The 25,047-nt window shown below is 64.6% G+C and carries 20 protein-coding genes; 7 read left to right on the plus strand and 13 right to left on the minus strand.

What is annotated here, in order from left to right; all coding sequences use genetic code 11:
* Positions 1-39: 39 nt before the first annotated feature.
* From KU43P_RS20180 to KU43P_RS20205, 6 genes are all read right to left on the minus strand, one after another.
* Complete coding sequence (locus tag KU43P_RS20180; RefSeq protein WP_317659203.1) at positions 40-2,496, minus strand: EAL domain-containing protein; 2,457 nt, start codon at positions 2,494-2,496, stop codon at positions 40-42.
* Between the two features lie 192 nt (positions 2,497-2,688).
* Positions 2,689-4,521 (minus strand): ABC transporter ATP-binding protein, encoded by a 1,833-nt coding sequence (locus KU43P_RS20185; protein WP_317659204.1) that lies wholly within the window; start codon positions 4,519-4,521, stop codon positions 2,689-2,691.
* Complete coding sequence (locus KU43P_RS20190; RefSeq protein ID WP_317659205.1) at positions 4,514-5,146, minus strand: DsbA family protein; 633 nt, start codon at positions 5,144-5,146, stop codon at positions 4,514-4,516. The genes KU43P_RS20185 and KU43P_RS20190 overlap by 8 nt, the downstream gene beginning before the upstream one ends.
* A gap of 3 nt (positions 5,147-5,149) precedes the next feature.
* Positions 5,150-6,082, minus strand: coding sequence for a rhodanese-related sulfurtransferase (locus KU43P_RS20195; RefSeq protein ID WP_317659206.1), 933 nt, complete (start codon positions 6,080-6,082; stop codon positions 5,150-5,152).
* A 192-nt stretch (positions 6,083-6,274) separates the two neighbouring features.
* Positions 6,275-6,571 (minus strand): BolA family protein, encoded by a 297-nt coding sequence (locus tag KU43P_RS20200; protein ID WP_008096493.1) that lies wholly within the window; start codon positions 6,569-6,571, stop codon positions 6,275-6,277.
* Positions 6,572-6,581: 10 nt separating this feature from the next.
* Positions 6,582-7,106, minus strand: coding sequence for a DUF2059 domain-containing protein (locus tag KU43P_RS20205; protein ID WP_176517088.1), 525 nt, complete (start codon positions 7,104-7,106; stop codon positions 6,582-6,584).
* A gap of 155 nt (positions 7,107-7,261) precedes the next feature.
* Between KU43P_RS20205 and KU43P_RS20210 the strand changes: the two genes are divergently transcribed.
* The gene (locus tag KU43P_RS20210) at positions 7,262-8,656 is read left to right on the plus strand and encodes a class II fumarate hydratase (protein ID WP_317659207.1); all 1,395 of its coding nucleotides are present in this window, start codon (positions 7,262-7,264) and stop codon (positions 8,654-8,656) included.
* A 108-nt stretch (positions 8,657-8,764) separates the two neighbouring features.
* On the opposite strand, the gene KU43P_RS20215 is transcribed toward KU43P_RS20210, so the two are convergent.
* Positions 8,765-9,721 (minus strand): DMT family transporter, encoded by a 957-nt coding sequence (locus KU43P_RS20215; RefSeq protein WP_317659208.1) that lies wholly within the window; start codon positions 9,719-9,721, stop codon positions 8,765-8,767.
* A gap of 106 nt (positions 9,722-9,827) precedes the next feature.
* Positions 9,828-11,321: a polyphosphate:AMP phosphotransferase gene (gene pap, locus KU43P_RS20220; protein WP_317659209.1), complete on the minus strand. Its 1,494-nt coding sequence runs from the start codon at positions 11,319-11,321 to the stop codon at positions 9,828-9,830.
* Positions 11,322-11,518: 197 nt separating this feature from the next.
* Between pap and mnmC the strand changes: the two genes are divergently transcribed.
* The 5 genes from mnmC (at position 11,519) to KU43P_RS20245 (ending at position 18,836) form a co-directional block, all read left to right on the plus strand.
* Positions 11,519-13,486: a bifunctional tRNA (5-methylaminomethyl-2-thiouridine)(34)-methyltransferase MnmD/FAD-dependent 5-carboxymethylaminomethyl-2-thiouridine(34) oxidoreductase MnmC gene (mnmC, locus tag KU43P_RS20225; RefSeq protein ID WP_317659210.1), complete on the plus strand. Its 1,968-nt coding sequence runs from the start codon at positions 11,519-11,521 to the stop codon at positions 13,484-13,486.
* 208 nt (positions 13,487-13,694) lie between these two features.
* Complete coding sequence (locus KU43P_RS20230) at positions 13,695-15,482, plus strand: N-acetylglutaminylglutamine amidotransferase (RefSeq protein ID WP_317659211.1); 1,788 nt, start codon at positions 13,695-13,697, stop codon at positions 15,480-15,482.
* A gap of 3 nt (positions 15,483-15,485) precedes the next feature.
* Positions 15,486-17,231: an N-acetylglutaminylglutamine synthetase gene (gene ngg, locus KU43P_RS20235; RefSeq protein ID WP_317659212.1), complete on the plus strand. Its 1,746-nt coding sequence runs from the start codon at positions 15,486-15,488 to the stop codon at positions 17,229-17,231.
* A gap of 134 nt (positions 17,232-17,365) precedes the next feature.
* The gene (locus KU43P_RS20240) at positions 17,366-18,550 is read left to right on the plus strand and encodes an osmoprotectant NAGGN system M42 family peptidase (RefSeq protein WP_317659213.1); all 1,185 of its coding nucleotides are present in this window, start codon (positions 17,366-17,368) and stop codon (positions 18,548-18,550) included.
* A gap of 58 nt (positions 18,551-18,608) precedes the next feature.
* The gene (locus KU43P_RS20245; protein ID WP_003252629.1) at positions 18,609-18,836 is read left to right on the plus strand and encodes a YheU family protein; all 228 of its coding nucleotides are present in this window, start codon (positions 18,609-18,611) and stop codon (positions 18,834-18,836) included.
* A 51-nt stretch (positions 18,837-18,887) separates the two neighbouring features.
* Here KU43P_RS20245 and csrA read toward each other — a convergent pair whose 3' ends face one another.
* Both csrA and KU43P_RS20255 read right to left on the minus strand, forming a co-directional pair.
* Positions 18,888-19,070 carry a carbon storage regulator CsrA gene (csrA, locus tag KU43P_RS20250; protein ID WP_317659214.1) on the minus strand — a complete coding sequence of 61 codons (183 nt, stop codon included), beginning with the start codon at positions 19,068-19,070 and terminating at the stop codon, positions 18,888-18,890.
* 127 nt (positions 19,071-19,197) lie between these two features.
* Positions 19,198-20,007: an SDR family oxidoreductase gene (locus KU43P_RS20255; RefSeq protein WP_317659215.1), complete on the minus strand. Its 810-nt coding sequence runs from the start codon at positions 20,005-20,007 to the stop codon at positions 19,198-19,200.
* Positions 20,008-20,216: 209 nt separating this feature from the next.
* On the opposite strand from KU43P_RS20255, the gene KU43P_RS20260 reads away from it, so the two are divergent.
* Complete coding sequence (locus KU43P_RS20260; protein WP_012271016.1) at positions 20,217-20,369, plus strand: DUF3309 family protein; 153 nt, start codon at positions 20,217-20,219, stop codon at positions 20,367-20,369.
* Here the strand turns inward: KU43P_RS20260 and KU43P_RS20265 are convergent.
* Genes KU43P_RS20265 through KU43P_RS20275 form a run of 3 tightly spaced genes read right to left on the minus strand, consistent with a single transcriptional unit; the run spans position 20,297 to position 24,958 of the window.
* Positions 20,297-23,554: an ATP-binding protein gene (locus tag KU43P_RS20265; protein ID WP_317659216.1), complete on the minus strand. Its 3,258-nt coding sequence runs from the start codon at positions 23,552-23,554 to the stop codon at positions 20,297-20,299. The two genes, KU43P_RS20260 and KU43P_RS20265, sit on opposite strands and share 73 nt — an antisense overlap.
* A gap of 3 nt (positions 23,555-23,557) precedes the next feature.
* Entirely contained in the window at positions 23,558-24,184 is a 627-nt protein-coding gene (locus KU43P_RS20270) for a response regulator transcription factor (RefSeq protein WP_317659217.1), read from the minus strand.
* 39 nt (positions 24,185-24,223) lie between these two features.
* Positions 24,224-24,958: a molecular chaperone gene (locus tag KU43P_RS20275; protein WP_317659218.1), complete on the minus strand. Its 735-nt coding sequence runs from the start codon at positions 24,956-24,958 to the stop codon at positions 24,224-24,226.
* Positions 24,959-25,047 lie beyond the last annotated feature (89 nt).

Below are 25,047 nucleotides of genomic sequence, written 5' to 3' on the forward strand. Positions count from 1 at the left end.
TTTCAGCTCCTTGATCCCTGTGATCTTGCCGACATGTATTCAGCGAAAGGTTCCAGGCGCCCGATGCAGCAGGGGCCGTGCAGCAATCCGTTGGCGCTGCAGACTGTCGCAGGTAAATACCTGCGGTCGTTCGATCAGATAGCCCTGGGCGTAGTCCACGCCGATCTCCTGCAAGGCCTGCTCGATCAACGGTGTTTCCACGAACTCAGCGATGGTCCGCTTGCCCATGACGTGGCCAATGTGGTTAATCACCTCGACCATGGCGCGGTTAACCGGATCATCCAGCATATCTTTGACAAAACTTCCGTCGATCTTCAAGAAGTCGACAGGTAAATGTTTCAAATAGGCGAATGACGACATTCCGGCGCAGAAGTCATCCAGGGAAAACTTGCAACCCAGCCCTTTCAATTCGTTGATGAATCGGATGGCACTACCGAGGTTGGCGATGGCACTGGTTTCGGTGATTTCGAAGCAGATCAGCCGCGGCGGAATGGCATATTCGACGAACAGCCGCTGCAGGTAGTCGAGGAACATGTCATCGCCGATGCTCGACCCCGACAGATTGATCGCGCACATCGCCAGCGGCCCTTCCCGGCCTTCGTCCAGGCTCTGGCGAATGACCTGGAAGACATTGCGCACCACCCAACGGTCGAGCGCAGTCATCAGGCCATATCGCTCGGCCGCCGGTATGAAGCTGTCCGGCAGGATGGTACGGCCGCTTTCGTCGTGCAGGCGCAGCAGGATTTCGATGTGGCCCGGGCCTTCGATCGCCATGAGCGGCGCGATTTCCTGCGCATAAAGGCAGAAGCGGTTTTCCTCCAGGGCCACGTGCAGGCGCTGGATCCAGGCCATCTCGCCGAAGCGCATGGACAACTCGCTGTCGTCGGCATGGTACACCTGCACCCGGTTGCGGCCCTTCTCCTTGGCCATGTAGCAGGCCATGTCGGCCGCGCGCAGGGACGCCTCCAGGGTGGTGGGCGCCTGCGCCATGTTGACCAGGCCGATACTCACGGTGGTCACGAACGGCCGCCCCTTCCACACGAAGTGCAGGCTCTGCACCGCCTGGCGGAGGTTCTCGGCAATTTTCTCGGCCTGCTCGGGCGGGCAATTTTCCAGCAGCACACCAAACTCGTCACCGCCCAGCCGGGCCAGGGTGTCGCCTTCACGCAGCCCCGACTGCAGCACGGCGCAGATGTGCCGCAGCAACTCGTCACCGGCAGCATGGCCGCAGGTATCGTTGACCAGCTTGAACTGGTCAAGGTCGAGGAACATCAACGCGTGACGCCCGGCCTGGCGTACCAGGCCATTGAGGGCCTGCTCCAGTCGGTATTCGAACTCGCGGCGGTTGGCCAGGCCGGTCAGCGCGTCATGAGTGGCCTGCCACGACAGGTTGGCGATGTACTGGCGCTCCTGGGTCATGTCGTGCAGCACCAGCACGACCCCGGCCACCTGCCCGTCATTGATGATCGGCGAGCCGACCAGGTTGATCGACACGGTGCTGCCGTCCAGGCGCTGGATCAGTCGAGCATGCTCGGCACCGCCCTTGAGATTGCCGCTGAGCACCTCATCGAGCAGCGTGCCGCCTTCGTTCTCGGGGTGTTCTTCGACCAGGCTGAACAGCGCCGTCAACGGCAGGCCCAGGGCCTGGCCGGCCTGCCAATGGGTCAGGTGCTCGGCGGCGGGGTTCATGTAGCCGATGCAGCCGTCGACATCGGTGGTGATCACCGCATCGCCAATCGCTTGCAAGGTGATCTGGGCCCGCTCTTTTTCTTCCTGCAGGGCGCTGGCGAAGGCCTGACGCTGAGCCAGCAGCTTGCTGGAACGGCGCCAGGCGATGGTGATGAGGAACAAAGCGGTCAACAGGTTGGTGATCAGCAGCACCCGCAACAGCATGCGCGAGCCTTCGCCCAGGGCATCGCTGAAGGCTTTGGCCGCCGGGGTCACGCCTTCATTGATGAACACGATGCGAGCGCGCCAGTCACTGACGCGAGCGGGCGTGGCCTGGCCGCTGGCAAAACCATCGCGCATTTCGTTGGCCAGCACGTCGAGCTTGTTCAGGTAGTCGTCGCCAATGTTCCAGTAGGCGATGGCCGTCTGCATGTAGCTGACCTGGCGGAAGTTGCGGTAGAACCAGATGATCCGATCGACGTCGTCGGGGTGGTTGCCACCCTGCAGCACGGCCCGGCGCGCAGCTTCAAGGTCAGGGTTGGCCTGGTCCAGCACTTCGCGCAGCACGTGGTCGCCCTGGGGGACGGCGATAACCTGGCGGTAACGCTCATAGGTGCGCTCGTCGCCGCTGTCGGCATACAGGTTCAGGTAGTAGATGGCGTCTTTCTGGGCCTTGGACCACAGGCTCTCGCCCGCGACATAGGCACGCACGGCAGACAATGCGTAAAGGCTGAGGCTGCCCAGCAGGACCTGGAAGACTACAACGGCGATGAAGGGCCAGATGATACCCAGCAACCTTGGCGCCTCTAGCGTGCGATTTCCCTTCATGAAGTCCCTGTCACAGAGCAGATAAGGCTCGATTCAACCCAGACAAGCACAGCGTAGGCCATTTGCCATCCGCGTGGCGGGGAATTTTATGACGAGAGATCGGTGCTGGATTCATCGCAGATGAATCCGCCCCTACAAAAACGGGGAGGCGCGGATTTATCCGTGAAAGGCAGAATCAAGCCCCACAAATCATCAGGTCTGCTGCAAATGCCCATACAACTTGGCATACAAGCCACCATCGGCAATCAGCTGCTGATGATCACCGTCCTCGGCCACATGCCCGCCATCGAACACCAGCACGCGGTCTGCCTGCTTCACCGCCGACAAGCGGTGAGCGATGATCAGCGTCGTGCGGCCACTGAGGAAACGCGCCAGGGCTTGGTGCAGGTTGTATTCGGTGGCGGCGTCCAGCGCCGAGGTGGCCTCATCGAGGATCACCACCTTGGGCTCGGCCAGGACCATGCGGGCAATCGCCAGGCGCTGACGCTGGCCGCCGGACAGACGCACCCCGGAGCGCCCCACCACACTGTCCAGGCCCAGCGGCAAGGCTGCGATGGTGGCGTCCAGTTGGGCGATGCGTAGCGCCTGCCAGCAGGCTTCATCCGTGCATTCGCGGCCCATGGTCAAATTGGCGCGCACGGTGTCGTTGAACAGTGATGGGTGCTGCAGCACCACCGCGACATTCTCGCGCAAGGTTTCCAGGCCGATTTCCTGCAGGCTCGCTCCGCCAAAGCGGACGGTCCCGGCCTGGGCGCTGTACAGACCAAGCAGCAACTGCACCAGAGTGCTCTTGCCGCCACCGCTGGCACCGACGATGGCCACCTTCTCGCCCGGCGCGATGGACAGGTCGAGGTGGTCGAGCACCGGTTCGTCAGCATAGGCGAAGCGCAGGTCGCGCACCTCGATGCCAACGGTTTCGCGGCCGGCAAACGGGTCGCTGGCTGCCGGGTATTGAGGCTCGTCATCCCGCGCCAGCAGTTCGTTGAGGCGGCTCAGTGCCCCACCTGCGGCGTAGTAGGCGTACTGCAGGTTGAGCAGTTGCTCGACCGGGCCGATCATGAACCAGAGGTAACTGAACACCGCCAGCATCTGGCCGATCGACAGGTCGGAGAACAGCACCGTGAGCATGGCCGCAGCGCGGAAGATATCGATGCCGAACTGGAACAGCAGGCCACTGGCGCGGCCGCTGGCATCGCTTTTCCATTGCGAATCCACGGCGTAGTCGCGCACTTCGCGGGCACGCAGGCCAAGGCGGCCAAGGAAGTAGCCCTGACGGTTGCTGGCACGGATTTCCTGGATGGCATCGAGGGTTTCCGCCAGCGCCTGGGTAAAGCGCGAGGTGCTGTCGTTCTCGAGCTTTTTCAGGTGCTTGACGCGTTTGCCCAGCTGTACGGTGAAATAGATCACCAGGGGGTTGAACAAGAGGATCAACAGCGCCAGCTTCCAGTGCATCCAGATCAGGATCGCCGCGGTACCGGTCAGCGTCAGCATGGCCACCAAAAAGCGGCTGAGGGTTTCGCCGACGAACTTGTCGAGGGTATCCAGGTCGGTGACCAGGTGGGTGGTCACGGTGCCGCTGCCCAGGCTTTCATATTCCTTGAGCGAGATGCGCTTGAGCCGCTCGATCAGGCGGATGCGCAGGCGGTAGACGATGTCCTTGGCCAGGCCCGCGAACAGCTTGGCCTGCACCACGTTGAATGCCAGCGCGGACAGGCGCAGGCCCAGTGTCACCACCAGCATCAGGCCGATGTAGCCAGCTGCCACCTGCCAACCGTCGGGCAGCAGGCGGTTCATGAACTTCAGGGCGGCATCGCCGTGGCCTAGCAACACCTCATCGACCAGCAATGGCAACAGCAGCGGGATCGGCACACTGCAGCAGGCCGCCAGAACGGCGACCAAGTTGGCGGTCCAGAGGTTTTTCTTGTGATGCAGGGCCAGGCGGCGGATTTCCGCCCAGCTCAGGCGATCGGGCACAGCAGCGGGCTTCCCTGGCACAGGGTCGGGCGACCCTGGCAGATCAAGCACAGACGGCCTGCTGTAGCCAGCGGCCGAGGAGAGGCTGCAGGCTCTGCAGTGGCTGGTAGCCGTTGGTCACCAGCGCCAATTGGCCATTGCGCTCGGCCAGCAGCGTCGGGAAACCGGCAATCCCCAGGTCTTGCACCCAACTGAAGTCGGCTGCGGTGGCAGCGCGCATGTCGGCACGGGTGAACACCTCAGCGAACGCGACGCGATCGAAGCCGGCCTGCTCGGCCAGCTCAACCAGCTGTGGCGCGGTGGTCACGTCCAAGCCCTGCTCATAGAACGACGCCTGGATAAGCGCCAACAGCGACCAAACCCGCTCGGCGTCCAGCTCGCGGGCGGTGACCAGGGCTCGGCAGGCCGGCTCGGTGTCGTAGACGAAGCCATCGGGCATGGCGCCCTCGAAACGGAACGGCTGCCCGGTGGCCTCGGCCACCGCCTGCCAATGCTCGAGGATGTAGCGCCGGGTCGACGCATCCAGGGCACTGCCACCGGTGCGCAGGCCACCCAGCACCAGCCGCGTCTGCACGCCTGCCTCACGCGCCTGGGCGATCAGGGCCGCAGCCACCGGCGCGAAACCCCAGCACCAGGAGCACATCGGGTCCATCACATAGAGCAGGCGTGCAGTCATGCATCAGGCCTCGGCTTTGTAGTTGTAACCGATCGGGTGTGGCAGGTTGCGGGCCTTGGCCAGCTCGATCTGCTTCTGCCGGTCGATGGCGCTGCGCCGGGTCTTTTCGCTCAGGCTGTCCCAGCAGTGCGGGCAGCTCACGCCTGGCGAATAGTGCTCCGACGCGCGATCGTCCACATTGATCGGATGGCGGCAGGCATGGCACTGGTCGTACTCGCCTTCGCTCAGGTCATGACGCACCGTGACGCGGTTGTCGAAGACGAAGCAGTCGCCGTCCCAGAGGCTTTCTTCCTGAGGCACCTCCTCGAAGTATTTCAGGATGCCGCCCTTAAGATGATAGACCGCCTCGAAGCCTTCACCGAGCATGTAGCTGGAGGCTTTTTCGCAACGGATGCCGCCGGTGCAGAACATCGCCACTTTCTTGTGCTTGCTCGGGTCGAAGTTGGCCTTGATGTACTCGGGGAACTCGCGGAAGGTCTCGGTCTTCGGGTCGATGGCGCCCTTGAAGGTGCCGATGGCCACTTCGTAGTCGTTGCGGGTGTCGATCAGCAGCACTTCCGGGTCGCTGATGAGCGCGTTCCAGTCCTTGGGCTCGACATAGGTGCCGACGGCCTGGTTCGGGTCGACGCCCGGCACACCCAGGGTGACGATCTCTTTCTTGAGCTTGACCTTGGTGCGGTAGAACGGCTGCTCGTCGCAGTAGGATTCCTTGTGGTCGACATCCACCAGGCGCGCGTCGTTGCGCAGCCAGGCGAGCAGCCCGTCGATGCCTTCACGGGTGGCCGAAACGGTGCCGTTGATGCCTTCATGGGCCAGCAACAGGGTGCCTTTGACGCCGTTGTCGGCCATGGCCTTGAGCAGCGGCTCGCGCAGTTCGACGTAGTCTTCCAGGGTGACGAACTTGTACAGCGCCGCCACGACGATCGGTTGGGACATTTGCGGTGTATCTCCAGGTAGGTGCCCTCGTAAGGGGCGGACCGGGTTTGACAAAAAACAGGGGGCTGCTGTGCAGCCCATCGCCGGCAAGCCGGCTCCCACGGGTAGTTGTGGGAGCTGGCTTGCCAGCGATGGGCCGCCTAGCGGCCCCCTTTGGGATGTTGCGGATTGTACCAGAACGACGGAAAGGATTCAGTGCCCGCCGCCTGCACACACCGGCGAGGCCGGTGCAGCGCCCACCTGGGCCCACTCCTCGGCGGTGTAGGTGTGGATCGCCAGGGCGTGAATCTCGCCCATCAGCTCACCCATGGTCGCGTAGACCTTCTGGTGGCGCTTGACGCTGTTGAGCCCGGCGAACTGCTCGCTGACGATAACCGCCTTGTAGTGAGTCTCCTGGCCACGGCTGTGCATGTGGCTTTCGTTGAGCACTTCAAGGTGTTGCGGGGCCAGCGCGGCCAGCTGCTGCTCGATGCGTTGCTGCATGCTCATCGCGTGCTACTCACTTCTTGGCCGGGGCGGCGGCCTTGCCAGCGTTGGGGTCCAGTTCCTTGGTCATGTCCTCCAGCAGCTTGTTCACTACCGGTACCGCAGGCTCCAGGCTCTGCTGGGTCAGCTGGGCCGACTGCTGGGTAACTTTGGGCATTTCACGCAACACTTTCTTGCCCAGCGGCGATTCGTAGAACTTGACCAGGTCCTTGAGCTCTTGCTCGGTGAAGGTCTGGGTGTACAGGTCGACCATCTTCGGCTTGAGCTTGTTCCAGCCGATGGCGTTGTCCAGCGCGGCGTTGGCCTTGGCCTGGTAGCTCTCCAGCACCGGTTGCTTGGAGGACGGCGCCTTGGTCTGGGCGAAACGTTGGGCAAACATCTGCTGGACCTGCATGTACACCGGGGTGCCCAGCTTGTCGGCGTTGGCCAGGGTCAGGAATTTCTCGGCGGCAGCGTTGTGGCTGGCGGTGGCAGCGAGTACCTGGCCGCTGGCACAGGCCAGGGCGACGGCAGCACAGAGGACACGAAGACGGGTCATTGCATTTCCTTCAGGGAGGGGGAGGCGATACCTCAGAGTAGAGCATTCTGCTCCCGCGAGGGCGCAGCGCTCAAGTGGCACGACGAGCGATTGAACCGCACGTTCGCATGAGGGCCTAAACTGCTGATTCTGACTGACAAAGGAGTGAACGCAGCATGAGCCGTATCGAGACAGACAGCCTGGGCCCGGTCGAAGTTCCGGAGGACGCCTACTGGGGCGCACAGACCCAGCGCTCGCTGATCAACTTTGCCATTGGCAAGGAACGCATGCCGCTCGCGGTGCTGCACGCCCTGGCATTGATCAAGAAAGCCGCGGCGCGGGTCAACGATCGCAATGGTGACCTGCCGGCCGAAATCGCCCGGTTGATCGAGCAGGCCGCCGACGAAGTGCTCGACGGCGAGCACAACGACCAGTTCCCGCTGGTGGTGTGGCAGACCGGCAGCGGCACTCAGAGCAACATGAACGTCAACGAGGTGATCGCCGGGCGCGCCAACGAGCTTGCCGGCAAGGGCCGCGGCGGCAAGGCGCCAGTGCACCCGAACGATCACGTAAACCGCTCGCAGAGTTCCAACGACTGCTTCCCCACCGCCATGCACATCGCGGCAGCGCAAGCGGTGCATGAGCAACTGCTGCCGGCGGTTGCTGAGCTGTCTTCCGGCCTGGCCGAGCTATCGGCCCGCCACCACAAGCTGGTAAAGACCGGCCGCACGCACATGATGGACGCAACGCCGATCACCTTCGGCCAGGAAGTGTCCGCGTTCGTCGCCCAGCTCGACTATGCCCAGCGCGCCATCCGCGCCACCTTGCCGGCGGTCTGCGAGCTGGCACAGGGTGGCACTGCGGTAGGTACCGGGCTGAATGCCCCGCACGGCTTCGCCGAAGCCATCGCTGCCGAGCTGGCCGCCCTCTCCGGCTTGCCGTTCGTCACCGCGCCGAACAAGTTCGCGGCCCTCGCCGGCCATGAACCGCTGACCAGCCTGGCAGGAGCCTTGAAGACCCTGGCGGTGGCCCTGATGAAGATCGCCAACGACCTGCGTCTGCTTGGCTCCGGCCCCCGCGCAGGGCTGGCTGAAGTGCGCCTGCCGGCCAACGAGCCGGGCAGTTCGATCATGCCCGGCAAGGTCAACCCCACCCAGTGCGAGGCACTGTCGATGCTGGCCTGCCAAGTGCTGGGCAACGACGCGGCGATCGGCTTTGCCGCCAGCCAGGGGCACCTGCAGTTGAACGTGTTCAAGCCGGTGATCATTCACAATCTGCTGCAGTCGATCGAACTGCTGGCCGATGGTTGCCGCAACTTCCAACTGCATTGCGTGGCAGGGATCGAGCCGGATGCCGAGCAGATGGCAGCGCACCTGGAGCGGGGGTTGATGCTGGTGACGGCGCTGAACCCGCATATCGGATATGACAAGGCAGCGGAAATTGCCAAGAAGGCCTACGCCGAAGGCAAGACTTTGCGCGAAGCGGCGCTGGAGTTGAAGTACCTCACCAATGAGCAGTTCGATCAGTGGGTACGGCCGGAGAACATGCTGGCGCCCGGCGGCAAGGGCTGATCTGTACTGGCCCTATCGCCGGCAAGCCGGCTCCCACAGGCACCCCACACTATTCAAGGTTGTGGAGATCCTGTGGGAGCCGGCTTGCCGGCGACAGGGCCAGTAGCGTCACCCCGCAACCCTGGCCACGCGCGCCCGCCACCCGGCCACCAGCGAAGGCCCCACCGCCACCAGCGTCGACCCCATCACCACGGTCACCGCCCCCACATACCCCAGGGCATTGATGTCCTCGGCATGCACATAGTCAGGCCAGACCCAGGCCGCCAGCGCCACCGCAACGAATGTCACCAGCGGCGTCATTGCCAACGTGGCGCTCACCCGCGACGCCTCCCAGTGCGCCAGCGCCTCGGCGAACGCACCATAGGCCACCAGGGTATTGAGGCAGCAGGCCAGCAACAGCCAACCCTGCACCGGCGTCAACTGCAACGCCTGCAGCGGATGCGCCCAGGGTGTCAGCAGCGCGGCGCAGCCCAGGTAGATCACCACCATCACCTGTTGCGAATGCCATACCGTCAGTAACTGCTTCTGGCTCAACGCGTAGAACACCCAGACGCTGGTAGCCAGCAGAACCGTCAGCACGCCGGTGGTATAGGTGCCAAGCGATGTCAGCAGCTCCTCGAGACGCTGGTTGAAGAACAGGCCGAAACCGCCCAGCAGAATCAGCAGTCCAAGCCCCTGCCCCAGGCTGAACCGCTCCCTGAACACGAACACGCTGGCCACCAGCAACAGCACCGGCCCCATCTGCACTACCAACTGCGTGGTACCAGGGCTGAGCATTTTCAAACCGATGAGGTACAGCACATAGTTGCCCAGCAAGCCGAACACGGCGACCACCAGCAGGCCTTTGCCTTTGCGCGGCAGCTTGCCCACGGCCGGCAGGCGCCGTTTCATCGCCAACCAGCAGAACAGCAGGCCACCGGATACCAGCAGGCGGTACCAGGTGACGGTCACCGGGTCCATCACCTGCAACACCTGCTTTAGTTTGATGGGCAGAATGCCCCAGAGCAGCGCGGTGAGCAGTGCCAGGAACAGGCCGTAGACCCAGCGGCCGGAAGTTGTGTGCATAAAGTCCTCAGTCGAGGCCGTGGTGGGGGTAGGCTGGATTCTAAGGGCTTCAGGGAAAACTGCCGGGAAAAGATTTCATCTGTTCATTCCCCGGCGGCATGCACGGTTACTTCTTGTGCTTGGCGAACGCCCTTTCCAGCGCTTCGTTGATGGTGCGAAGCACCTTCACCCGCGCCCAGCGCTTGTCATTGGCTTCCACCAGGGTCCACGGCGCGATCTCGCTGCTGGTACGGTCGACCATGTCGCCCACGGCATCGACGTACAGGTCCCACTTGTCGCGGTTGCGCCAGTCGTCCTCGGTGATCTTGTAGCGTTTGAAAGGGATCTGCTCGCGTTCCTCGAAACGTTCGAGCTGGGTCTGCTGGTCGATTGCCAGCCAGAACTTGACCACTACCACGCCGGCGTTGACCAACTGCTCCTCGAAGTCGTTGATCTCGCTGTAGGCACGCATCCAGTCGCTGGGGGTACAGAAGCCTTCAACCCGCTCCACCAGCACTCGCCCGTACCAGGAGCGGTCGAAGATGGTGAACTTGCCGCGGGCTGGAATATGCCGCCAGAAGCGCCACAGGTATGGCTGAGCACGTTCTTCTTCAGTGGGTGCGGCAATCGGCACGATACGGTACTGGCGCGGGTCGAGCGCGGCCGCCACGCGGCGGATCGCTCCGCCCTTGCCGGCAGCATCGTTGCCTTCGAAGGCGGCCACCAGGGCGTGCCGGCGCATGTGCTTGTGGCGCAACAGGCCGGCCAGGCGCGCCTGTTCGGTCACCAGTTGTTCCTGGTAGTCCTGCTTGTCCAGGCGCAGGGTCATGTCCAGTGCACCGAGCAGGTTGCGCTGGTCGATGCTGCGGCCCAGCGGGGCGATATTGCCCTGGTGCTTGCCTTTGGGGTTCACCGCTAGCGCCGCCTGCAGGCTCTCCAGCAGGATGCGCCCGACCGCCAGGCTGCGGTAGTGAGGGTCGGCGCCTTCGACGATGTGCCACGGCGCGTAGTCGCGGCTGGTACGGCGCAGCACGCGCTCACCGAAGCGCACGAAACGGTCGTAGGTTTCCGATTGCTGCCAGTCCAGCGGGCTGATCCGCCAACTGTGCAGCGGGTCGTCCTTGAGCGCCTTGAGGCGGGCCTTCATCTGCTTCTTGGACAGGTGGAACCAGAACTTGATGATCAACGCGCCTTCGTCGCAGAGCATCTGCTCCAGGCGCTCGGCACCGGCGATGGCCTGGTCGAGCACGGCGTCCTTGAACACTCCATGCACCCGGCCCTGGATCATCTGGCTGTACCAGTTGCCGAAGAACACGCCCATCCGCCCTTTCGGCGGCAGTGCCCGCCAGTAGCGCCAGGCCGGGGGGCGAGCCAGTTCTTCGTCGGTCTGCTGGTCGAAGGTGAGCACGTCGATCATGCGCGGGTCCATCCACTCGTTCAGCAGCTTGACCGTCTCGCCCTTGCCGGCGCCCTCGATGCCGTTGATCAGCACGATCACCGGAAAACGCGCCTGCTGCTTGAGTTCGTACTGGGCTTCGAGCAGCGCCTCGCGCAGGGCGGGCTCTTCGGCCTCGTAGGTTTCCTTGTCGATGCTGTGACCGATTTCCGCGGATTCGAACATGCTGGGCTCCTTCATTGGATAAGAAAGACTAGCGGATTTTTGTGCAGGCCTGAATGGCCCTATCGCCGGCAAGCCGGCTCCTACAGGGTTCGGAGGGGTAGCCGTGGGCGCTGGTTTGCCAGCGATAGGGCCTTTGCAACCAGCGCAAATCCGGCGGATGGCATAAAATCCGCACATCCGCTGCAACCGAGCCAACCATGTCCACCCTTCTCCAGCACGCCCAGATCGACTGGGACGACCAGGGCCGCCCCCATTCGCGGCAGTACGACGACGTCTACTTCTCGAAAAACGAAGGCACCGACGAAACCCGCTACGTGTTCCTCGAACAGACCCGACTGCACCAGCGCATTGTCGAGCTGGCGCCACATGCCTGCCTGGTGATCGGCGAAACCGGTTTTGGCACCGGCATGAACTTCTTCTGTGCCTGGCAGCTGTTCGCCGAACACGCGCCAAGCGATACCCGCCTGCATTTCGTCAGCGTCGAAAAATACCCCCTGGACGCCGCTGACATGGCCCGCGCCGTGCGCCTGTGGCCGGAACTGGCTGCCTTCACCGAGCCTTTCCTGGCGCAATATGCGGCGGTGCACTCAGGCTTCCAGCAGTTCACCTTCGACCAGGGCCGGGTCACTCTGACGCTGCTGATCGGCGATGTACTGGCGCAACTGCCGCAACTCGATGCCCGCATCGACGTGTGGTTCCTCGACGGCTTCGCCCCCGCGAAAAACCCCGACATGTGGACGCCTGCGCTGTTCGCGCAACTGGCGCGGCTGTCCCATGCCGGCACCGTGCTGGGCACCTTCACCACCACCGGCTGGGTCAGGCGCGGTCTGATCGAGGCCGGCTTCACCATGAAGAAGGTGCCCGGCATCGGCAAGAAATGGGAGGTGATGAGCGGCCAATACACCGGCCAGGCTTCGGCCGCCCTGGCCGCGCCCTGGTACGCCCGCCCTGCCCCGATACACGGCTCGCGCCAGGCCCTGGTGATCGGCGCCGGGCTGGCCGGCAGCGCCAGCGCCGCCAGCCTGGCCGCCCGCGGCTGGCAGGTGACGGTGCTGGAACGTCACGACGCGCCCGCCCGGGAGGCTTCGGGCAATCCCCAAGGCGTGCTGTACCTTAAACTGTCCGCCCACGGCACGGCGCTGTCGCAGATGATCCTGTCGGGTTTCGGCTACACGCGTCGCCAGCTCGAACGGTTGCACAAAGGCCAGGACTGGAGCGATTGCGGCGTGCTGCAACTGGCCTTCGACAGCAAGGAGGCCGAGCGCCAGGCCAAGCTTGCCGAAGCCTTCGACAGCAGCCTGCTGCGCAGGCTTGAACGGCCCGAAGCCGAGGCGCTTGCCGGCGTGGCGCTGCCTGCGGGAGGCCTGTTCTATCCGGAAGGTGGCTGGGTACACCCGCCCGCCTTGTGCCAGGCACAGTTGCAGCACCCGAACATTCAGGTACGGCTCCATCAGAACGTGGTCGAACTGCGCCAGGCCGATGGCCTATGGCAGGCTTGGGATGGCGAGCAGCTGCTGGCCAGTGCGCCGCTGGTGGTACTGGCCGGTGCCGCAGACGTACGTCGTTTCGAGCCTTGCGCACAATTGCCGCTCAAGCGCATCCGCGGGCAGATCACTCGCCTGCCCGCCACCGAGACAAGCCGTGAACTGCGCACCGTGGTCTGCGCCGAGGGCTACGTGGCACCGCTACGGGGCGATGAACACACCCTGGGGGCCAGTTTCGACTTCCATAGCGATGACCTGGCGCCGACCGTGGCCGAGCACCAGGGCAACCTGGCGCTGCTAGACGAGATCTCCCCTGATCTGGCTGGGCGCCTGGGCACTGCGGCGCTCGACCCTGAACAACTCCAGGGGCGTGCGGCGTTCCGCTGCACCAGCCCGGATTACCTGCCGATCGTTGGCCCGATGGCTGACCCTGCTGCCTTCGCCGAGGCCTATGCCGTGCTGGGCAAGGATGCGCGGCAGCTGCCCGAAGTGCCCTGTCCTTGGCTGCCAGGGTTGTATGTGAACAGCGGCCATGGCTCGCGGGGGCTGATCACGGCACCGCTGTCTGGCGAGCTGATCGCGGCGTGGGCCAGTGGTGAACCCTTGCCGTTGCCGCGAGCGGTGGCCGAAGCGTGCCATCCGAACCGGTTTGGCTTGCGCAAGCTGATTCGCGGGAAGTGATGCCTAATCGCCGGCAAGCCCGCTGCCACAAGGGCCTTAGAACGCCGCCGAACCCTGTAGGAGCCGGCTTGCCGGCGATTGGGCCGCAGCGCGGCCCCATTCGTTATAACAGATCGATCTAAAACTCTCGCAATTCACTCAGGTCAGTTCCTTACAGGTGCCCTAATCCGGGGCACTGATTCCCCAACGGAAAAACCGGTAAGGACCTATGTGCGGATTAGCAGGAGAGTTGCGTTTCACCCCCATCGACCAAGCCCCTCGCCCGGCGGACCTCGCCGCGGTAGAGCGCATCACCCATCACCTGGCGCCTCGTGGCCCCGACGCCTGGGGCTTCCATAGCCAAGGCCCGATCGCCCTCGGCCATCGGCGGCTGAAGATCATGGACCTGTCCGACGGCTCGGCCCAGCCCATGGTCGATAACCCCCTCGGCCTGGCGTTGGCCTTCAACGGCGCCATCTACAACTTCCCGGAACTGCGCCAGGAGCTGCAGGAACTGGGCTACACCTTCTGTTCCGACGGCGACACCGAGGTACTGCTCAAGGGCTACCACGCCTGGGGCGCGGCCTTGCTGCCCAAGCTCAACGGCATGTTCGCCCTGGCCATCTGGGAGCGCGACAACCAGCGCCTGTTCCTGGCCCGCGACCGCCTCGGCGTCAAGCCTTTGTACCTGTCGCGCAACGGTGAACGGCTGCGCTTTGCCTCGACCCTGCCCGCCTTGCTCAAGGGCGGTGACATCGACCCGATGATCGACCCGGTGGCACTCAACCACTACCTCAACTTCCACGCCGTGGTACCCGCGCCACGCACGTTGCTGGCCAATGTGCAGAAGCTTGAACCCGGCACCTGGATGCGCATCGACCGCCACGGTGAAGTCGAGCGCCAGACCTGGTGGCAGCTTCATTACGGCCCCAACCCAGACGAGCGCGACCTCGACCTGGAAGGCTGGACCACCCGCGTGCTCGACGCCACTCGCGATGCCGTAGCCATTCGCCAGCGGGCGGCCGTGGACGTCGGTGTGCTGCTGTCCGGTGGTGTCGATTCGAGCCTGCTGGTCGGCCTGCTGCGCGAGGTTGGCGTGGATGACCTGTCGACCTTCTCCATCGGCTTCGAAGACGCCGGCGGCGAGCGCGGCGACGAGTTCCAGTATTCCGACCTGATCGCTCGCCACTACGGCACCCGCCACCACAAGCTGCGTATCGCCGAAAGCGAAATCATCGAGCAGCTCCCGGCCGCCTTCCGCGCCATGAGCGAGCCGATGGTCAGCCACGACTGCATCGCCTTCTACCTGCTGTCGCGAGAAGTGGCCAAGCACTGCAAGGGCGTGCAGAGCGGCCAGGGCGCCGACGAGCTGTTCGCCGGCTATCACTGGTACCCGCAGGTGGATGGCGCCGAGGACGCTTTTGGCGCCTACCGCGCGGCGTTCTTCGACCGCAGCCACGACGAGTACCGCGACACGGTGCAAGCGCCCTGGTTGCTGGAAACCGACGCAGCCGGCGACTTCGTCCGCGAGCACTTCGCCCGCCCCGGCGCGCCGGACGCGGTGGACAAGGCCTTGCGCCTGGACAGCACGGTGATGCTGGTCGACGACCCGGTCAAACGGGTCGACAACATGACCATGGCCTGGGGCCTTGAGGCGCGCACGCCGTTCCTCGACTACCGCCTGGTCGAGCTGTCGGCGCGCATTCCGGCACGCTTCAAGCTGCCCGATGGCGGCAAGCAAGTGCTCAAACAGGCCGCACGGCGAGTGATCCCCCACGAGGTGATCGACCGCAAGAAAGGCTACTTCCCGGTCCCCGGCCTCAAGCACCTGCAAGGCGCCACGCTGGACTGGGTGCGCGAGCTGCTGACCGACCCGAGCCAGGATCGCGGGCTGTTCAACCCGGCCATGCTCGACCGCCTGCTGAGCAACCCGCACGGCCAACTCACCCCACTGCGCGGCTCCAAGCTGTGGCAGCTGGCGGCGCTGAACCTGTGGCTCAGCGAACAAGGAATCTGACCGATGAAAGCCCACGAAATCGCTTACGGCCAGCGCCTGCTGCGTGGCCAGGCGCCGTCCTACGAGCGTCTGCAGGCCCGCCTGGCCGGCGACGGCAGCGAGCCCCACGACCAGCCGCGTGCCCTGCACTGCGGCTGGGGCCGCCTACTGATCGGCCACACCTACCCGGATGCGGCAAGCCTCGCCGAGGCCCTGCAGCAGGAGCAGCCTGGCGAACGCGACATTGCCCTGTACGTGGCCGCTCCCCAGCAACTGCTGGCCCAGGCACCCCATCAACTGTTCCTCGACCCGTCCGACACCTTGCGCCTGTGGTTCACCGACTACCGCCAGGCGCAGCGGGTGTTTCGCGGCTTTCGCATCCGCCGGGCACAGACCGACGGCGACTGGCAGGCCATCAACACCCTGTACCAAGCGCGCGGGATGCTGCCGGTGCAACCCGAACTGCTCACCCCGCGCCACCTTGGTGGCCCGGTGTATTGGCTGGCCGAAGATGAAGACAGCGGTGCAGTGATCGGAAGCGTCATGGGCCTGAACCACAGCAAGGCGTTCGACGACCCGGAACACGGCAGCAGCCTGTGGTGCCTGGCCGTGGACCCGCAGTGCACGCGCCCCGGCGTCGGTGAAGTGCTGGTGCGTCACCTGATCGAACACTTCATGAGCCGGGGCTTGGCCTACCTCGACCTGTCGGTGCTGCACGACAACCGCCAGGCCAAGCGCCTGTACAAGAAGTTGGGGTTTCGCAACCTGCCGACCTTCGCGGTCAAGCGCAAGAACGGCATCAACCAGCAACTGTTCCTGGGCCCCGGCCCGGAGGCTGGGCTCAACCCCTATGCGCGGATCATCGTCGACGAAGCCTACCGGCGCGGCATTGAGGTGCAGGTCGACGATGCCGCAGGCGGGCTGTTCACACTCAGCCTCGGCGGGCGTCGGGTGCGCTGCCGCGAATCCTTGAGTGACCTGACCAGCGCGGTCAGCATGACCCTCTGCCAGGACAAGCGCCTGACCCAGCAAGCCCTGCATGCGGCAGGCCTGCAGGTGCCGGTGCAGCAGCTGGCCGGCAATGCCGACGACAACCTGGCGTTTCTCGATGAACACGGCGCAGTGGTGGTCAAGCCGGTGGATGGCGAGCAAGGCCAGGGCGTGGCGGTGAACCTGACCACTTATGAGGAAGTCAGCCAGGCCATCGACCAGGCCCGGCGCTTCGACAGCCGGGTGCTGCTGGAAAGCTTCCACCCAGGCCATGACTTGCGCATCGTGGTGATCGGCCATGAAGTGGTGGCCGCCGCCATCCGCCACCCGGCCCAGGTGGTGGGCGATGGCAAGCACAGCGTCAAGGCGCTGATCGAGGCCCAGAGCCGCCGTCGCCAGGCCGCTACCGGGGGTGAAAGCCGCATCCCACTGGACGACGAGACCGAGCGCACTTTGCGTGATGCAGGCCTCGACTACACCAGCGTGCTGCCGGCCGGCCAGCGCCTGGCCGTGCGCCGCACCGCCAACCTGCACACCGGCGGCACCCTGGAAGACGTGACCGAGCGCCTGCACCCGGTGCTGGCCGATGCTGCGGTACGGGCTGCGCGGGCGCTGGATATTCCGGTGGTGGGGCTCGACCTGATGGTGCGCGATGCCGAAAGCCCGGAATACGTGATCATCGAAGCCAATGAACGGGCCGGCCTGGCCAACCATGAACCGCAGCCGACCGCCGAGCGATTCATCGACTTGCTGTTTCCGCATAGCCGGCCGCTGGCGTGATTTTCACTGGCCCTATCGCTGGCAAGCCAGCGCCCACAGGTTCCCCAAAGGCCTCAAGTACTGTGGGTAACCTGTGGGAGCTGGCTTGCCAGCGATAGGGCCGGCGAGGACACAGCCACAACCAAGGAGTCCCCATGTCCAAACACTACCCCGAACCCGACCTCGACTACCTCAAGCGCGTCCTCCTGGAAATGCTCGCGATCCCCAGCCCCACCGGCTTCACCGACACCATCGTGCGCTACGTAGCCGAACGCCTGGACGAACTGGGCATCCCCTTCGAATTGACTCGCCGCGGCACCATCCGCGCCACCCTCAAGGGCCGGCAGAGCTCCCCCGACCGCGCTGTCTCGGCCCACCTCGACACCATCGGCGCCAGCGTGCGCCAGGTGCAGGACAACGGCCGCCTGGCCCTGGCCGCGGTCGGCTGCTGGTCGAGCCGCTTCGCCGAAGGCAGCCGCGTCAGCGTGTTCACCGACACCGGCGTGTACCGCGGCAGCGTGCTGCCGCTGATGGCCAGCGGGCACGCCTTCAACACCGCCATCGACCAGATGCCGGTCAGCTGGGAACACGTGGAGGTGCGCCTGGATGCCTACTGCACCACCCGTGCCGACTGCGAAGCCCTCGGCATAGCCGTCGGCGACTTCGTGGCCTTCGACCCGTTGCCGGAGTTCACCGAAAGCGGCCATATCAGCGCCCGCCACCTGGACGACAAGGCCGGCGTCGCGGCCTTGCTGGCCGCGCTCAAGGCCGTGGTGGAAAGCGGCCGCCAGCCGCTGATCGATTGCCACCCGCTGTTCACCATCACCGAGGAAACCGGCTCCGGCGCCGCAGCCGCCCTCCCCTGGGACGTCAGCGAGTTCGTCGGCATCGATATCGCCCCGGTGGCCCCCGGCCAGGCTTCCAGCGAACATGCCGTCAGCGTGGCGATGCAGGATTCTTCAGGCCCCTACGACTACCACCTGTCGCGCCACCTGCTGAAGCTGGCCGGCGACCAAGACCTGCCGGTGCGCCGCGACGTGTTCCGCTACTACTTCAGCGACGCCCATTCAGCGGTTACCGCCGGGCACGACATCCGCACCGCACTGGTGGCATTCGGCTGCGATGCCACCCACGGCTACGAGCGTACCCACATCGACAGCCTGGCCGCGCTCAGCCGCCTGCTATCGGGTTACCTGCTGAGCCCGCCGGTGTTCGCCAGCGATTCGAACCCGGCCAATGCCTCGCTCGAGCGCTTCAGCCATCAGCTTGAGCACGATGCGCAGATGGAGAGCGACACGCGGGTGCCGGCGGTGGACAGCCTAGTGGGGAACAAGGGATGAGCAAGGGGCATCGGGTTTGGCGTAGCATTGGCCGATTCTTCCATGAAGCCGAACTGCCATGCTGATTCCCTATGACCAATTGCAAGCCGAAACCCTGACCCGCCTGATCGAGGACTTCGTGACCCGTGACGGCACCGACAACGGCGACGACACACCGCTGGAAACCCGCGTGCTGCGGGTGCGGCAGGCATTGGCCAAGGGGCAGGCGTTCATCTTGTTCGACCTGGAGAGCCAGCAGTGCCAGTTGCTGGCCAAGCATGATGTACCGCGCGAGTTGCTCGACTGATATCACGGGCCCATCGCCGCCAAGCCGGTGCCAGGGCCCGCAATGACGAGTCTAGGCCGGCTTGCGCGCCTCCCCCGCCTTGATGCGCTTGTACACCTCGGCCCGATGCACCGGCACCTCCCGCGGCGCACTCACGCCAAAACGCACCGTGCCATCTCGCGTCTCGACGACCTTGATCTGAATATCATCACCGATGGTGATGACCTCTCCCACTTCGCGCCCGATGACCAACATGTTCCGCTCTCCGACAACAGGAAAAAACCGGAGATTGCATGGGGATATTCAGCAACTCAACGCTTGCACCAAAAAACAGAACATCCCTACACGAACAGGTAAAAATCCCTACATACCGTTCCTACAATCAGCGCGTCTGCGCCTTAGCGCGCATCTTTACGGCCATGTCCGCCATCTCGTCATACAGCCGCTCCGGCGCCTGCTGCTTGAGCTGCCAAGCCTGACGCCCAGCCTCGTGCGGCAGGATCAGGAACTCGCCGGCAGCCACTTGCTGGTAGATGTAATCGGCGATATCCGCTGCGCTGATGGGCGAGCCTTCGAGCAACTTGCCGACCTGGGCCTTCATCGCCGGGTTCGGGCCACGGAACGAGTCGAGCAGGTTGGTCTGGAAGAACGACGGGCACACCACATGCACCGCCACCTCGACCTGGCGCAGTTCCACCAGCAGGCTTTCAGACAGTGCCAGCACACCAGCCTTGGCCACGTTGTAGTTGCTCATGCCCGGCCCCTGCATCAGCGCGGCCATGGAGGCCACGTTGATGATGCGCCCCTTGCTGCGTTCGAGCGCCGGCAGGAAGGCCTTGCAGCCCTTGACCACGCCCATCAGGTTGATCGCGATCTGCCAGTCCCAGTCTTCCAGCGACAGCTCGGCGAAGAAACCACCGGAAGCGACCCCGGCGTTGTTGACGATCACATCGACGCCGCCGAACTTTTCCTCGCAGGCCTGGGCCAGGGCCGTGAGCTGGCTGTAGTCGCGCACGTCGCAGCGCTGCACGAAGCCCTCACCGCCTGCGGCCCGCACCAGGTCGAGGGTTTCCCGCAGGCCAGCTTCGTTGACATCGGCCAGCGCCAGGCGCCAGCCCTCGCGCGCCCAGCGCAGGGCGATCTCGCGGCCGAGGCCGGATCCGGCGCCGGTGATCATGATGCGGTTATGCATGGTGCAGGCCTTGTTCTGATGGGGTTCAGCGAAGTCTAAACAAGGCAGCGCGGGCTGGCAGGGTCGATCAGGTTAGTGAATGGGGGAGCATGACTCTGTTCCAGAACAGGCCACATGCCAATGGAATCTTTCACAAGCGGCGCCGGTCCCATTTAACAAGAGGCCAGCAGTCCGAGGCCCTTGACCCCTAACCACGCAAGGACTCCGTCATGACCACGATCCTCATCATCATCCTGATCCTGCTGTTGATTGGTGGCTTACCGGTCTTCCCTCACTCGCGCAGCTGGGGCTACGGCCCTTCCGGTATCGTCGGCGTGGTGCTGGTGATTCTGTTGGTGCTGTTGTTGCTCGGCATGATATGAGCTGACGCGTTCTGCCCGGCCTGGCGCTCCAGCTGCCGTTCCAGGCGACGCATGCCGTCGCCCATGGCACGGACGGCCAGGCCGAGCGCCAGCCGCTCCAGCGGCTCGGCGCGGCAGCAACGCTCGACCTGCTCGCACAAGGCAACCAGCGCTTCGGCACGGGCGATGCGCGCACCGCCTTTTACTCGGTGCGCCAGCTCGGCAATGGAGGTAGGGTCATCCCCTACCCCTTCCAGACGCTGCAGGTCTTCACGATTGCTGGCGCGCAGGTCGGCCAGCAAGGCCTTGAGTGCGGCTTCGTCATTGCCCACCAGATGCCTGAGGTGCGCCAGGCAAAGCATCGCCCCGTCTTCTTCCTGCGTCAGGGTGGGCTGGGCACTCATCAGCGCCCGGATCAGACTGTCGAGGTCCAACGGCTTGAACAGGCAGTCATCCATGCCTGCCTCGCAACTGCGCAGGCGCTCGCTTTCCTGGGCACTGGCGGTAAGCCCGATCAGTCGGCAGCGAGGGCGTGCGCTGCGGCGTTCGTGCTCACGGATGGCGCGGGCCAGGCCGTGGCCGTCGAGGCGCGGCATGTTGCAATCGCTGATGACCACATCGAAGTGTTCCTTGAGCCAAAGGCGCAAGGCCTGGGCGCCATCCTCCGCTACCCGCGCCTGATGCCCCAGGTAGTCCAGTTGCTGCGCCAGCAACAACCGGTTGGCCGGATAATCATCGACTACCAGCACCCGCAACCGCGGCCCGCCTTGAGCTGGCAGCAAGGGGAGCGATTCAGGTGCAGCTACCTCGGACGGCAGCAACGGCAACTTGAGCTGCACATGCGCTTCGGTGCCCTGCCCCAACGTACTGCGCAGACGCAGCTCGCCACCCATCAGTTGGCACAGGCTGCGGCTGATGCTCAGGCCCAGCCCGGCACTGGCCCGGGGTGACTGCCTGTGGTTGCTGGCCTGGCGAAACCTTTGGCCGAGGCTGGCCAGTTCGCTGGCGGCGATGCCCACGCCGCTGTCCTTGACCTGCAGCGCAACGTTCATCAAACCCTCGTCGGGCATGGCCTGCAGGCTGACCACGATCTGCCCGCGCGCGGTGAACTTGATGGCATTGCTCAGCAGGTTGGCCAGCACCTGTTTGAAGCGCAACGGGTCGAGCATTACCTCAGTATCCACCACGCCGCTCATCTGCATCTGCAGATCGAGCCCTTTGCCACGGGCCTGCTGCTCGAACAGCTGGACCACCCGCGACACCAGTTCGCGCAGGCGTACGCGCTGCGGCGCCAGCTGCAGGTGCCCGGTCTCGATGCGGGTGATGTCGAGGATGTCGCCGATCAGCTCTTTCAGCCCGCGCGCGGCATCGGTGGCCACTTCGAGGGCCAGCCGGTCGAGGATGCCCTGGGCGGCCTTGCGCTGAGCCAGTTCCAGCATGCCTAGCACGGCGTGCAACGGCGTGCGGATTTCGTGGCTGATGGTAGCGAGGAACTCGGTCTTGGCCTGGTTGGCTGCATCCGCCGCCCGCTTGGCCCGCCGCAATCGCACCTGCCGCCGGCGCAGGTAGCGGATCCACTGGAAGGCCAGCAGCAGCAAGCCGAACACGATGCCGAAGCCGAACAGGATCTTGCTCCGGTGACGCGACCAGACGCCGTCGGGGACGATCATCGGGTTGCGCCAGCGGCGCACCAGGGCGTCGGTCTCGCGTGGGGTCAGGCTCAGTAACACACTGTCGATGATGCCCAGCAGCTCACTAGCACCGCGGACGCCGGCCAAGGCGAAGTGCGCCGGCGGCAAGGCCAGGCTGGCACTGATCTGCAGCGTCCCGGGATACCACCGCGCGACCAGTGGCCGTGCATCGTCGAGGGTCAGCAGGGCAGCATCCACCTTGCCATCGGCGACCGCACGCAAGGCGTGCAGCGGACCGGGCAACAGAAGCTGGCGCACCTGCGGATAACGCTGTTGCAGCACCTCGACCATGGCGCTGCCCCAGACCAGCGCCACCCACCGTCCGTCCAGTTGTTCAAGGCTGTCCGGTGCCTTGGCGCCCTTGCGGCTGACCAACACCCGCGACGCGCTCAGGTAGGCTCGGCTGAAGCCCAGACGTTGCTCCAGCCGGGCGCTGTAGGGCAAGCCTGCGATCAATTGCGCCTTGCCATGGGTGACCTGTTCGATCATCTGCTCGACGCCCGCGCCAGCCTGCACATCGAATTCCAACCCCGTGCGCCGGGTAATCAGTTGCAGCACATCCAGTGTCAGGCCACGCAGTTCGCCCTTGCTGTCTCGGTAGCTCAAGGGCAGCACCTGGTCATCCACCAACACCCGCACACGGGGGTTGTCGTTCAGCCAGCGCTGCTGGGCATCGCTCAACTGCACCGATTGCGTCGCGCGCGCGCTACCTGCCAGTGGGCGCCAGCGCTCGCTGATGCGGGTGCGCTCGACGTCGCGGATGCCATCGAGAGCCGCGTCTACCAGCCGCGGCAGCGGCGAGCCGTTGTCGAGCATGGCAAAACCGATGCCCTGGCGCGGCAAGGCCGCGTGGCCGATCTCTTCCACCCCGCCCAGCTGGCTGCGCCCTTGTACGTAGCGCGCGACCAGCGCGTTGCCCAAGTACAGGTCGGCCTTGCCCAGGGTCAGGGCGGCCAGGGCGCTGAATGGCGTCGGGTGCACTTGTAACTGGGCCTGCGGATAGAACTGGCTGACCTGATCCACAGGGCGATAGCCATCGACCATCACCAGGCGCAACGATGTGCCACGCTGGATGCTGCTTTTCAGGTCCTGGGCGAGTAGCAGCGGGTGGTCCTCGGCGTACGCCGACGACAAGCGCAAGCCTGCTTGCAGCGCTTGCTGGGTGGTCACCGAACCGAGCAGGTCGATCGTCCCTTCACGCAATGCCGCAACCGCCGTTTCGAAGCCGTTGAACACCTGAACCTGCATGTCCAGATTCAGGTATTCGGCCACCAGGCCTGCATAGTCGGCGGTGATGCCTTCGTAGGCGCGGCCGGTACCGAGAATATCGAGCGGCGGCTGGTCATTGCCGAGCACACCCAGGCGCAGCACACGATGGCGCCACAGCCAGCGCAGATCGACGAGGCCAGGCTCGGCACGCGGCCCTTCGAACGCCGCACGGCCGTGGAACGTGGGCGTCGCCAGGCCCGGCAAGGGAAGCAGACAGCACAGCAACATCAGCCAGAGTGCACGCACGGGTCAGATCAGTTGGTTGCGACGAGCGAAATCCGCCATGTCGATGAGCGAATTGAGTCGCAGCTTCTCCAGCAGGCGCCCTTTGTAAGTGCTGACGGTCTTGTTGCTCAGCAACATGGCCTCGCCGATGGCCTTGTTGCTCAAGCCCCGGGACAGGTGTTGCAGGATCATCAGCTCACGGTGGCTCAGGCTGGCAATGCGCTGTGCGTCGGTGGCATGCAGCTCTTGGCTGTACACCGAGCTCAGCGCCACATCGGGGAAGTAGGTGAACCCCGACAGCACTGCGCGCACCGCCTTGTTCAGCTCGCTCAGGTCGTTGGTCTTGGACACGAAGCCGGCCGCCCCTGCCTGCATGCAGCGCAAGGAATACGCCTCGGCCAGGTGCGACGTCAGCACCAGGGTCTTGCTTGGGGGGTCATGTCGCTTGACCCGCGCGATCACCTCCATGCCGTCCATCCCGGGCAGGCTGATGTCGAGGATGATGATGTCCGGCGTCTGTTCGCGCGCCATGCGTACTGCATCGATGCCGTTGTCGGCCTCGCCGACGATCTGCAAGTGCTCCTGGCGCAGCAGCATGCACACCGTGGAACGGATGAAAGGGTGGTCGTCGACCACCAGTGCTCTATTCATGGTTGCCCTCGTTTGGCAGATCACCGGACGCCACAGGGCTCATCCTTCCAGTACCATGGCCTTGCGTTCGGCACCTTCATGCAACTCGAACTGGTGCACCTTGGCAGCATGCCCATCGAACTGCCGGGTGCGCCCAGGCAGCAAGTGGTGCTTGGTAGCCGGATCGCAGACCTGGTCCTGGGCCTGGCACTGGCGGAAATGGTCGAGCACCACGGTGGCGTTGCCCTGGTTGGTCACGGTCAGCGCGCCGGCCTGACGGCGAATCGGGGTCTGGTAGCGGGTTGCGTTCGGGCGCACAAACAACAGCGTGCCATAGCCGGCAAGCAGGTTGACGCCTGCCTTGAGGCTGTCACGGTATTGCTCGGCTTCTGTCTCGCTGACGGCAAAACCATCGCCCTGCTCCGGCAGCACCGGGATGAAACGCAAGCGGTAGTAACGCTCCTTGTCACGGCTACCGCGGTACAGCAGGCGTACCGCCTGCATGCCGCGCGCCGGCACGATCAGCCGCGCCGGGCTGACCACCAGCCCGCGCTGTTCGAGGGCCAGGCCTTCGAGGGCAACTTCACGGGGCGCACCGCTGCCTTCGTACACCAGTTCGACCACGCTGACCTTGACGAAGGCCGTGGAGTCGCCGCCATTTCGCACACGCTTGAGCAAGGTGCTCTTGCCTTCCTCCAAGTAATCGTAGAGCCCGCCGACATTCAGTTCGGGTGCCGCCTGGGCTGCGCAAGGCAGCATCGCCAGGGTCAGGCAGACATATCGAAACAGCCTCATGAATAACTCCTCATAGCAAAAACCGCTGATAGCGAATCAGTATCACTCCAGCCATAGTGGTCTTCTGCGCGCCCGCAAAATGCAGGAAA

The sequence above is a fragment of the Pseudomonas sp. KU43P genome, from assembly GCF_033095865.1.
Taxonomy (GTDB): domain Bacteria; phylum Pseudomonadota; class Gammaproteobacteria; order Pseudomonadales; family Pseudomonadaceae; genus Aquipseudomonas.